At 33.5% G+C, this 12,555-nt stretch carries 7 protein-coding genes, 1 rRNA gene and 1 pseudogene; 4 read left to right on the forward strand and 5 right to left on the reverse strand.

What is annotated here, in order from left to right:
• Together ES045_RS16040 and rpsA are read right to left on the reverse strand one after the other, a co-directional pair.
• A pseudogene (locus ES045_RS16040) lies at window positions 1-229 on the reverse strand (phosphoglucosamine mutase); the annotation flags it as partial.
• Between the two features lie 362 nt (window positions 230-591).
• On the reverse strand, window positions 592-2,412 hold the full coding sequence (gene rpsA / locus ES045_RS16045; RefSeq protein WP_147117290.1) for a 30S ribosomal protein S1: 1,821 nt from the start codon (window positions 2,410-2,412) through the stop codon (window positions 592-594).
• Window positions 2,413-2,657: 245 nt separating this feature from the next.
• On the opposite strand from rpsA, the gene ES045_RS16050 reads away from it, so the two are divergent.
• Entirely contained in the window at window positions 2,658-3,287 is a 630-nt protein-coding gene (locus ES045_RS16050) for a 7-carboxy-7-deazaguanine synthase QueE (protein WP_147117291.1), read from the forward strand.
• 193 nt (window positions 3,288-3,480) lie between these two features.
• On the opposite strand, the gene cmk is transcribed toward ES045_RS16050, so the two are convergent.
• Complete coding sequence (gene cmk, locus ES045_RS16055) at window positions 3,481-4,167, reverse strand: (d)CMP kinase (protein WP_147117292.1); 687 nt, start codon at window positions 4,165-4,167, stop codon at window positions 3,481-3,483.
• A complete protein-coding gene (gene porQ / locus ES045_RS16060) occupies window positions 4,168-5,193 on the reverse strand; it encodes a type IX secretion system protein PorQ (RefSeq protein ID WP_147117293.1) in 1,026 nt (341 codons plus the stop codon).
• A 727-nt stretch (window positions 5,194-5,920) separates the two neighbouring features.
• On the opposite strand from porQ, the gene ES045_RS16065 reads away from it, so the two are divergent.
• Genes ES045_RS16065 through ES045_RS16075 form a run of 3 tightly spaced genes read left to right on the forward strand, consistent with a single transcriptional unit; the run spans window position 5,921 to window position 11,773 of the window.
• The gene (locus tag ES045_RS16065; RefSeq protein WP_147117294.1) at window positions 5,921-9,001 is read left to right on the forward strand and encodes a SusC/RagA family TonB-linked outer membrane protein; all 3,081 of its coding nucleotides are present in this window, start codon (window positions 5,921-5,923) and stop codon (window positions 8,999-9,001) included.
• 6 nt (window positions 9,002-9,007) lie between these two features.
• Window positions 9,008-10,867, forward strand: coding sequence for a SusD/RagB family nutrient-binding outer membrane lipoprotein (locus tag ES045_RS16070; RefSeq protein ID WP_147117295.1), 1,860 nt, complete (start codon window positions 9,008-9,010; stop codon window positions 10,865-10,867).
• A gap of 33 nt (window positions 10,868-10,900) precedes the next feature.
• On the forward strand, window positions 10,901-11,773 hold the full coding sequence (locus ES045_RS16075) for a hypothetical protein (RefSeq protein WP_147117296.1): 873 nt from the start codon (window positions 10,901-10,903) through the stop codon (window positions 11,771-11,773).
• A 691-nt stretch (window positions 11,774-12,464) separates the two neighbouring features.
• On the opposite strand, the gene rrf is transcribed toward ES045_RS16075, so the two are convergent.
• Window positions 12,465-12,555 (reverse strand): 5S ribosomal RNA (rrf, locus tag ES045_RS16080); the annotation flags it as partial.

The following is a 12,555-nucleotide window of genomic DNA, read 5'->3' on the forward strand; positions in this document are numbered from 1 at the left end:
CAATACCTAAACCAACTAAAGTATTTGCGACCAAACTAGAAATCATTTTTCCAGAAATACGAGCGTCTCTGCCAATTACAACTTTTATCTTTTTCTTATCAGCATTTCTTGCTTGTATAAATGCACCGTAAGCAGCTGCAAATTTCACAGCGTCTATGGGTGTTAAATTGTCGCCCGTTTTACCTCCAATGGTTCCTCTAATTCCGGATATTGATTTTATTAATGTCATTCTTTGAATGTCTTTTTTAATTAGCAGTACAAAGATAAATTATTCTGATTTACTTCTTTGTATAAAGGCTAAAAAAAGCAATCTGATTCCCTTTTAAAACTTAGAGAAATTATAGCTAATTAAATAAATTAGCAAAAATGTTTGCGTTAGGGATTGAAGCATTTGTTTGAGCTCTTTTTTATTTTTCTTAAAAAAAGCGAGTGCGTAAAGCCCGACCTTTAGGGAACGCCCAACTTAATATTAAATTCTACAGAACAGTAGCTTCTAAAATAGATTAATAGGTAGAGTTTTAAACAAAAAAAAAGCCGATGCAAATTGCATCGGCTTTTAGATATTATAAATATCGACTTGTTATAAAAGAATTACTTCTTTTTGCTACCAGCTTCCATTTTCTCTTTTAATGCTGCTAAACCACCGATGTCTCCAAGTGTAGTTTTTTCTGCATCTGCAGTTTTCTTAGCTGCTGTTTTAATATTTCTCTTTTCTTCTTCTCTAAATAATGAAGTATGAGAAACAACAACTCTTCTGTATTCTTTAGAAAATTCTAATACAATAAATTTAATTGTATCTCCTTTTTCTAATTTAGAACCGTCTTCTTTTTCTAAGAATCTTGTTGGTGCAAAACCTTCAACTCCATCAGAAAAAGTTACAACTGCTCCTTTATCATTCTTTTCTTTTACAGCACCTTCATGTGTAGAACCGATTGCGTATGTAGCCTCATGAGCGTCCCAAGGGTTATCTTGTGTTTGCTTATGACCTAAGTTTAACTTTCTGTTCTCTACATCTAATTCTAATACTTGAACCTCTAATTTGTCACCTACAGTTACAAAGTCTGATGGGTGCTTAATTTTCTTAGTCCAAGATAAATCAGAAATATATACCAAACCGTCAATTCCTTCTTCTAATTCTACAAAAACACCAAAGTTTGTGTAATTTCTTACAGTACCTGTGTGCGTAGAACCTACTGGAAATTTAGTTGTAATATCTGTCCAAGGATCTGGGTGTAATTGTTTGATACCTAAAGACATTTTACGGTCTTCTCTATCTAAAGTTAAAACTTGCGCTTCTACTTTATCACCAACTTTTACGAAATCTTGTGCAGAACGTAAATGTGTTGACCAAGACATTTCAGAAACGTGAATTAACCCTTCTACTCCTTGTTCAACTTCTACAAATGCGCCATAATCTGCAATTACTACAACTTCTCCAGTTACTTTATCACCAACTTTTAAAGTATCGTTTAAAGCTTCCCAAGGATGCGCAGACAATTGTTTTAAACCTAATTGGATTCTAGATTTGTTATCATCAAAATCTAAAATTACAACGTTTAATTTTTGATCTAATTCAACAACCTCGTTCGGGTGATTGATTCTAGACCAAGATAAATCTGTAATATGAACCAAACCATCTACACCACCTAAATCTACAAACACACCATAAGAAGTAATGTTTTTAACAACACCTTCTAATACTTGTCCTTTTTCTAGTTGACCAATGATTTCTTTTTTCTGTAATTCAATATCCGCTTCAATAAGAGCTTTATGAGATACAACAACGTTTTTAAATTCGTGGTTGATTTTCACAACTTTGAATTCCATTGTTTTCTCTACATATTGATCGTAATCTCTAATTGGCTTCACGTCAATTTGAGATCCTGGTAAGAATGCTTCGATTCCGAAAACATCTACAATCATACCACCTCTAGTTCTACATTTAACGAAACCGTTAACTACTTCACCAGTTTCATGAGCATTGTTAACACGTTCCCATGCTTTAATTACTCTTGCTTTTTTGTGAGATAATACTAATTGACCAGAAGAATCTTCTCTTTTGTCAACTAATACTTCTACAGTATCTCCTTCTTTTAAGCCTTGGTTGTAACGAAATTCGTTTAAAGAAATAACTCCTTCAGACTTAGAATTGATATCGATGATTGCATCTCTATCAGTAATTCTAATTACAGTTCCTTCAATTACGTCACGTTCGTTTACAAAACCAACAGTTCCTTCTAACGCTTTTTCAAAAGCTTGTAGTTTTTCTTCATCAACAGCTTCAATACCTTGTTCGTATTTGTGCCAGTTAAAATCAGCTAAAAATTGTTTTGGATCTACAGCTGGAGTCGCTGTTTCTTGTACTTCAGTAGCAGCTACCTGCTCTTCAGTGTTTTTTGTTTCTTCAGACATTTCCGAGAAATAATTTTTGTATCTTATTGTTCTCCAGATTTTTAACGATAAAAACGCAAAGAGTTGTTTTTATAAATTGTTTTATACTTTTCCTTTTATAAATCTGTTCTCGTAAAAAGGAGTGCAAATTTACGAAATTGTTTTGATTATTAAGCATTTAGAATTAATTTATTATTCCTTTTATTCTTGATATACAAAAACTACCTTTGCACCCTTAAAACCGTTTTGGGTAGATTTTAATGAAGATGGATAAAAATACAAAAGATTTAGTAGATAAAGGAATTATGCTTCCGTTAATGGAAGAATTTTATACAATACAAGGTGAAGGTGCTCACACAGGAACTGCCGCTTACTTTATTAGAGTTGGTGGTTGCGATGTTGGTTGCCATTGGTGTGATGTTAAAGAAAGCTGGAACGCAGAATTGCACCCACCAACGTTAGCAGATACCATTGTAGAGAATGTAAAAAAATATGCTAAAACCGTTGTTATAACTGGTGGTGAACCTTTAATGTGGTCTATGGATTATATTACAGATCTACTCCAAAAAAATAATATTAGAACGCATATAGAAACTTCTGGTGCGTATTCTTTTTCTGGAAAATGGAACTGGTTTTGCCTTTCACCAAAGAAAAATAAACTTCCTTTAGATGAATGTTATCCGGAAGCGAATGAGCTAAAAATGATTATTCACAATAATTCTGACTTTGATTTCGCAGAACAAGAGGCTGCTAAAGTGGGTGCTGAATGTGAACTTTATTTACAACCAGAATGGAGTAAAAAAGAAAAAATGACGCCACTTATTGTAGAGTATGTTATGAAAAATCCGAAATGGAAAATTTCTTTACAAACGCATAAATATCTGAATATTCCTTAATATTCAGATATTCTCTGTTTTTTAGAAGCTATTTCCTGCTTTCCACTATATCTTTTTATAGCTGTTATAGCCAAGTTTACCTTTTGTAAACCATAGCAATCTCATAATTAAAAGAGTTACTCTTTTTTTAATAGCTATAAAAAGGATGCCGTTTCAATCAGGGCTAAACCTACTTGCTATGTATTAGAATTTCTTAAAGTTTTCTATCTACTAAAGCGCAAATACGTTCAAACTGTTCGTTAATTCCCATGTCCGAATTATCAAAACCAATAGCATCGGCTGCTTTCATTAAAGGAGAATCTTCTCTTGTAGAATCTATTCTATCTCTTTCTTCTACATTAAAAAGAATGTCTTTAAAATCTACTTTGTCTCCTCTATCTATTAACTCTTTGTACCGTCTAGTTGCTCTTTTGTCTGCAGAAGCAGTCATGTATAACTTTACATCAGCATTTGGAAAAACGACTGTTCCAATATCTCTACCATCCATAACAACACCACTATTTTCTCCCATTATTTGCTGTTCTGCAACTAACTTTTTTCTCACAGCAGAAATAGTAGACACTTTACTTACTAATTGAGAGATTTCTAATGTTCTAATTTCCTTTTCAACATTTATTCCGTTTAAAAACATTTCAGCAAAACCTAAATCTGCATTAAAACAAAAAGAAAGAGAAACATTTTTTAGACTAGAAATAAGTTGTTCTTTATCTAAAAAGTCTTTGCCAACAAAATTATTTTGTTTTGCATATAACGTAACAGCTCTGTACATCGCCCCCGTATCTACATATATATAATTGTACTTTTTTGCTAATAATTTAGCAATGGTACTTTTCCCTGTCGATGAGAATCCATCTATAGCAATCGTAATTTTTTTATTCATTTAATACCTTCTATTATCTAAATCTATCTCTAAACTAAATGTGCTAACATTAGAAGCAGAGTGAAATTTAGAATGTGCATAATTAAATTTAAATCTATTCATTTTTATTCCAAAACCAAAGGAAATTCCACTAAAAGTTCTCGCATTTTGCAATTTTAATTCGGCAGCTCTTCTAAAGTTATATCCCAGTCGTACATTTATCAAACTTTCTGGAAACAATTCTGCTCCGATAACAAAATGCCTAAAAGTATTTCCAATAAACCCAACACCTTCTTGCGATACATTTCCTTCTAAATCTGTTGTTTGATCTGAAGGATTGACTGCTGAAATATCCCACTGTTGCAAATTATCTAAAGTTCCGTACCATTTTAAAGGAACATGTTCTAATTGAAAAGAACCTCCTAAAGCTACCTGCAAAGGTAGTTTTTCAGTAGTACCATTGTAGGTTGAAATTTGAGTTCCAATATTCCTTGCCACAAGTGTAAAAGAAAAAGGTTTAAACGGACTTTGGTATAACAAAGCTATATCTATTGCAATTCCTGTAGAAGAAAAATTACTAATATTAGACGTAATTAACTTTAAGTTTGCTCCAAAATAAAAATTAGTATTTGGAAAATTATAGGCATAACCAACAGAAACAGCAATATCACTCGCCTTAAAATTACCAGTTTCATTTCCTTCTTCGTCTGCTCCTATAATAGCACCATAATCTAAGTATTTTATACTTGCATGAACAGTACCAAATCTCCTTGAAATCTCTCTAGCATAAGAAATAGAACCAACGTTTATTCCTGCTAAATAACTAGCATAATTCACAGATAACCTCCTGTCTAAAGCACTGTTTATAGTAGAAGGATTCCATATCGGTTGATTAATATCATCTATCAACGTCAATACCTCTCCACCCAGTGCTATTTGTCTTGCAGATGTAGAAATATTTAAAAACTGATAGATTCTTTCTCCCCCAACCTGAGCATTTAAGGAGATCGAAAAAAATAAAATAGAAATAAAAAATAACTTTGTCATTAACTAATTTAGTTTCGTTTTACAAATATACTTTATAACGGAATAGCATCATAAAAATTACTATTTAAAACAATAAAAAGCTTCTTTTGTAGATCTGAGAATTAAATGATCTTACAATAAAGACCGAATAGCTTCATTCCTTCCTATGATTCTATTTTATAGACAATAACAAGTTATAAAATTTAACAATTGTATATCGCATAAATAAGCATGTCTGAATGTTCTTTTTTTAGTTTTATTTTTTTTTAAAGAAAGAAATAAAACTTTAATCACCTGTTCAACGCATCCTTTAATCTGTATCATAAACTCAAATCACCATACTTCCACTAAATCTATATTTTTAAAAAGTTATGAGACAATAAGTAGCTAAACCTTAAGACTACCTATAAGTTTCTCTAAAACAACATTTATAGGGCTCTTATAATAATTTCACTTTTGTATTTAAATTTAGAAACAAATATAAATTCTGATAAAAGAGTCGTCTTTCTTTTATGCTTTTTGTTATGTATCAAATTATCTTTTTCTTTTAATGCCTTACATACTTTCATAAATAATGTAATGTATAAAATTAGCAGCACTCCATTTCTAAAGGTAAAAAATGCAAAATACTGCATAAAAACCACATTAAAACAAAATAAAAACGCATAAAAAATGCATAAAAGTAACATTGTATGCATAAATATTGTATTTTTTTTATTAAGTTTACAATCACAAATAAAAAAAAGTCATGACAAAAAACATTCAACTCACACTGCTGGTTTTTTTTACAACTTCGTTTTCGGTATTATTTTCACAGAATATAACTGTGAGCGGTAATGTTACAGATGAACTAGATAATGGTTTACCAGGAGTGGCTGTTCAAGTAAAAGGTACCGAAAAAGGTACATTTACAGATTTTAAAGGAAATTATAACCTAACCATTGAAAAAGGAAAAAAATTAATTTTCTCCTTTATGGGATATAAAAGCCGAGAAATAATTGCTGATAAAGTAAAAATAAATGTCACCTTAACTGAAAGTGAAACAGCTTTAGATGAAATTGTAATTACTGCTGAATTTGGTTTAAAACGTGTTCAAAGAAGTATCGGTTCTTCGGTGCAGAAAATTGATGGTAAAACAATTGAAGATTCAGGGAGAGAAAACTTTATTTCTGCACTTGCAGGGCGTGTAGCTGGTCTTAATATAGGATCTACTAGTGGAAGCCCCGGAGCATCTAACACTGTAATTTTACGAAATATTACCTCTATATCTGGTAATAATCAGCCACTTTATGTGGTAGATGGTATTCCTATGAATAACTCTACATTTGATCCTAGTGGTATGGCTGGAGGTGGTTTTTCTGTTCGTGATATGGATTTTTCTTCAAGAGGTAATGATTTTAATCCTGAAGATATTGAGTCTATAACAGTCTTAAAAGGTGCTGGCGCCGCTGCTTTGTACGGTTCAGATGCCTCAAATGGTGCAATTATTATCACTACTAAAAAAGGTACTGCAGGAAAAGGCAAAGTGAAGTTTAGCAACTACATCAAATTTAGCAAAGCTTACGGCTATCCAGAAATGCAAGATAAATATGCCAATGGAGCCTATGGAACAACAAACTACTATTTTACAAGTAAATTTGGAGGACAGTATCCTGAAGGAACTAAAACCTATGATAATATTGATGCAGTTCTTCAAACAGGTTTTCAAGAACGATACAATGTTTCTATTGAAGGTGGGTCTGAAGAAGCGACTATCCGTGCTAGTTTTTCTCAATTAAATGAAACAGGTGTTTTAAAAACTACAGATTATAGTAGAACAAATTTAAGTTTGTCTGGTAGGGCTAATGTTACAGATTGGCTAACGTTTGAAGGAGCGCTACAATATACAAGTACCACAAACACTAAGGTTCGAAAAGGTACAGCGGGTCCATTATACCGTGCTATGTTGTGGCCAATGGTAGACGATATGAGCAATTATCTTGCTGAAGATGGCAGTCATATGAGAAAACCAGAGTATTATCTTGATGAAGATTTACTGAACCCTCTTTTCGGAATGAATAAAAATAAATATTATGATGAATCAGATCGATTCATCAGTAACATCGCTCTTAATATTACCCCTTCTAAAAACACGTTTATAAGAGCGCAAGTTGGTTGGGATGTTGGTATGCAAACTTTTGTAACCTCTAACCATCCTTATTATGCCAATAGAAATGCTGGTGAAGGTCAGTATAATCTTGTACAGTCAAATTTTTCTGATCCAACTATTAATATTCTTACAGGATACACCAATAATTTTTTTGATGAGAAATTTTCATTTTCTGGTCAGTTAGGATACCATCAATTAGAAAACGGAGTTACAAGAGCTGCAAGTTACGGTGGTAAATTTATTGAGCCTAATTTTCAATCGATCAACAATACAGATCCATTAACACAAACTGCTAGACAAAGAAATACAAAACGAAGAGTACAAGGAATTTCTGGTTCGTTTGAATTCGGATATGACAATATTGCTTTTATAACTTTAAGAGCTAGAAATGATTGGTCGTCTACATTACCTGTAAATAACAACAGCTATTTCTATCCTGCTCTTGAAGGTGCTCTAATTGTTTCTGATTTCGATTTTATGAAAAATATAAAACCAATCAATTACTTGAAACTACGTGGTTCTTGGGCGCAAGTTGGTAAAGATGCAAGACCTTTGCAAATTGATCCTGAATTGCAAAACACCAACCTAACAGGTGGCGGTTTTAAATATGGCTTTACAGGACCAAACCCTAATCTTAAACCAGAAATTACGACAGCACATGAGGCAGGTATAGATTTAAGATTGTTTAAGAACAGAGTTAAAGCAAGTTTCACCTATTTTGAAACAGAAAATTCAGATCAAATCGTACAAGGTTTCCGATTAAGTTATGCTACAGGTTTTGTATTAAACACCATGAATGTTGGTACCTTTAAAACAAAAGGATGGGAAGCAAATATTGATGTTGATGTGATAAAGACAGATGATTTTACTTGGAATGTTGGAGTAAATGGTTCTAAAGGGACTTCAGAAGTTGTTTATCTTCCTGAAAATGTAACAGAATACTACAATCCAAATACCTGGAACTCAGGAAATATAAGAAACGGTATTATGAGAGGTGAACCAATTACCACACTAACTGGAAGAGCTTATGACCGCAATGATAATGGAGATATCTTAATTTCACCAACTACCGGATTACCACTAACGGCTAGTCAATGGTCTATTATTGGAGACAGAGAACCAAAATTACGTTTCGGAGTAATGACAAGTTTGAAATATAGAGACTTTAGAGTATCAAGTTTATTTGCGGGACGTTTAGGTGCCACAGTTGTAAATGGCACAAAACGATATATGATGCAACGAGGAACAAGTTGGGAGTCGGTTGCTTTGCGTGAAAGACAACCTCAAATTTTTAATGGTGTTCTTAAAGATGGTAATGAGAACAGTGCAAACCCAACCCAAAACACAATTTCTGTGGATTATAGAACCTATGGATCTACTATTTTTAGTGGAGGAGATGAAGATTGGTTAGAACAAGATGTAAACTATTTAAGAATGCAAGAGTTCCGTTTTTCTTACCGCTTGCCAGAAGAAGCACTTCGAAAAACAAAAATTTTATCTAAAATGGATTTATTTTTTGTAGCAAATGATTTATTTACATGGACAAATTACTCTGGTATTGATGCTGTTGGAAATACAGTTTCTGCTGCAGCTGGTGGAACAGGTGGTGAAGGTATTGATGTGTTTTCCATGCCAAACCCTCGTAGTTTCTCTATAGGATTAAGTTTAACCTTAAATTAAAACGTCATGAAAAATAAATTTATATACCTACTAATACTATTTTTCAGCTTAACTAGCTGTGAAGAATACCTCGATGTAAATGATAATATAGATGCTCCTGCTAAAGTAGATGGATATTTGTATTTAGCTGGTGTCACTCAACAATACCAAGAAATTTTTTACGACTTACGTGCCATTGCACCAATGACACAAATGATGGGTACAAGTAGCTACTCTAATTTTGCCAGTCATTACTACAACCCAGGAAGTGATTCTGGAGGGCAAATTTGGCGAATGACGTATTGGAGTCAAGGTCAGAATCTAGAAAATTTAATCAATCAATCTAAAGCTGCAGAAGATTGGACATTAGCCGGAATTGGGTTAGCCATGAAAGCTTTTAGTTGGGATTTGCTAACAAAAGTTCATGGAGAAGTACCGATGAAAGATGCATTTGTACCAGATTTACTGCAACACGATTATGATTATCAAAAAGACGTATATGCACAAGTGCGCGAATGGGCCTATGAAGCTGTTGAGTTACTAGAGCGAGCAGATGATCAATCTTATGGAAATAAAATAAGTGATAATGATTTTATTTATGGTGGAGATAAAGAGAAGTGGATTAAATTTTCCTACGCTATTATTGTTCGTAACCTAGCTTCTTTAACCAATAAAACAGATTTTAATAGTACTTATGCACAAGAATTAATAACTGCTGCAGAAAAATCTTTTCAAAGTCCTAGTGATGATGCAACCGTAAAAATTGGTGGTGGCTCTCAATCTGCACCTTACAGTAGTTATAACAATTTCTGGGGCACTGCAAGACGAAATCTAAATTACAGGTATTTTCAGCATGAATATGCAGTACAAGTATTTACAGGAACTGTTCCTGAGTATGAACAAGCAACAGGTGATAAAATTATTGGAGGTAGTAATCCATATCATCCATATGAACTTGCAACAAAACAAATTATTACCGATACCTTAGTAAACCAATCAGGTCATTTTGACCCTAGAGTTGCAGTGAAGTTGGCAACCACAAGCAACCCAACTTATGAAGATTTAGATGATAATGATAGTATAAAAGCTTATAAATATTATGGGGGCTCTTTTACAGGAACTACAGGTTCTATTGGGCAAGCTCCTTCTTACTATGGTAGAACACTATCATCTCAGTATTCAGGAACTGTAAATGATGGGTCAGGGCGTTGGATATATAGAGACGACGCTCCTTATATTTTAACAACCTATGCAGAAATAAAATTCTGCTTAGCAGAAGCTTATTGGAAATTAAACCAAAAGCCAGAAGCTTTTAATGCATTTAAAGAAGGAATTAGAGCAGACATGCAAACAACAGCACGCTATATCTCTACAGGTAAAGAAGGTAGTGCAACTGGTGGTGACAAAATTACAACAGGTGCTTTTAATGATCTTTCTACCAAATATATAAACGGGCCCTATGTAGATGGATTAACAGATTTTACTTTATCTCACATTATGATGCAAAAATGGGTGGCACTATACCCATGGGGAGCGCAAGAAGCGTGGGTAGATATGCGTAAATACAATTATGATATCAGCTTTACAGGAGATATTCCTAGTAACGGTGACGGATTCATACAAGCTTCTTTAGATCAAAAAGTAGATTCAGATCCTTCAAAAGTATATAAAGGATTGTATTTAGCACCAGCGCAAGTGCAAGGAAGAAAAGGAGCTTATAATATACGTAATGAAGGTTCTCCGAGTTATCGATTAAGACCGCGTTTTAATTCAGAATATATGTGGAATTTACCATCATTAGAAAAACTGAAACCAATTTCTGGAACAGCAGACAATTATCATACGTCAATACCATGGTTTGTTTACCCGGGAGAATTGCCAGAATAAAAAAATATGTTAAACTTAAGAAATATAAAAATTATGAAATATTTAGCGAAAATAGGACTCTTTCTGGTTTGCACTTTTTTAATTGTAGCCTGTGAGCAGCATTTTGTAGAATACGAAAGCACTCAAGTTAATGATGAAAACACAGCACAATTCCAATTACATTATATGGTTCCAATGAGTGGAGGAAATGCAAATAGTATTAATATGGTAGAATTAAATGAACGCTTATTAACCAATGAAACATCTTCATTACCCACCTTCAGCTATATTCCTAGAGGTGCCGTAGGTAAGTTTTTTACAACGGAATCTGGAACAGCCAATCTTAAACTACACAAAGGAGCGGTAGATAATTTAGATCTAGTCTATAATCGCGACATCAATTTACCCGTAGGAAAATCTAATGTAATTATACATAGTTTTGATGAAGCGCCAATTATTATAGAAAACAAAGTTCCGTACCCAACAATAACAACTGCAAATACAGGTGATACAGCATGGGTTAAATATTATAACATTCTTTATGAAGCTCCAGGAGTACCAACACTTCTAAAACTTCAGTACCAATACCAGTATACAACGGATAATGAAACGGGAGATAAAAGTGATTGGATTAATGTTGGTAATCCTGTTACATTCGGAGAAGCAACCGAATGGGAACCTGTAACTGTAAACAAAAGAGTAGAAGTGTCTTCTGGTAACGCTCGAATAGATTACCGCATTCGATTAATCGGGCAAGATGGATCAGATCAAGGGAATCTACAAGTAACAAATAGCAGAGGAAACACTGTTGAGTATAGTGATTGGTGGACGGCATATGTAGGTCGTGTGTACCACCACATGTTTACTGGTTACCGTGTAAACTCACGCTCATTGCGCGCAAGAGTAAGGCAATCTAACGCATTATAATTTTATAACATGGTAACTGAATATAAATAATTAACAATTTAATCAGAATTACCCTCCAAAGATGTTTCTGGCGATTTAGTAGCCATGTAAATATTCTAAAATCCAATTAAATCAAAAGCTCATCAGTACTTACTGGTGAGTTTTTTATTTAATTCTAATGTATCTTTTCCTTTGGGCGTGCCCATTTTAAAACAACATTCTAGCGTTATACAACCCCTCGTCATACAAATGGTCAGGCTTTCCGCTGCAAGTCCTCGTTCGTTCCTCACTGTGGGCTTTTCACTACGATCCTTCACGCAAGATAATCGATCCTAAACTTCGTTAAATAAACACTTCCATTTTTCTTATCTCTTAAACTGCTATCTCCTTTTTTACTAATTTATCATCAACCACTTCTAATTAAAAAACCGTTTTAGATAAAATAATACAGCTTTTTAAGCTTTTGTAGACTATACTCTAAGTAATCATAAGTCCTATCACTCTTATCAAAGATCATTTAATAGATGCAGTCAACGATGTAGCATATCCTTATTCATATTTATTACCAGCACATTTGAGTTTGGGTAGCTCGAGATGAATGTTTAGCGTCTGTTTTGCTGTATCCTTTTTAGTTTTGATTGATTTTTGTGCATAAAAAAACCTCATATCTTTCGATATGAGGTTTGTAATATTCTGATTGTATCAGAATTAAGAAAGGCGGCGACCTACTCTCCCACATAAATGCAGTACCATCGGCGCGATTGGGCTTAACTTCTCTGTTCGAGATGGGAAGAGGTGAGCCC

This window comes from Polaribacter sp. IC073, from assembly GCF_007997075.1.
Lineage (GTDB): Bacteria > Bacteroidota > Bacteroidia > Flavobacteriales > Flavobacteriaceae > Polaribacter.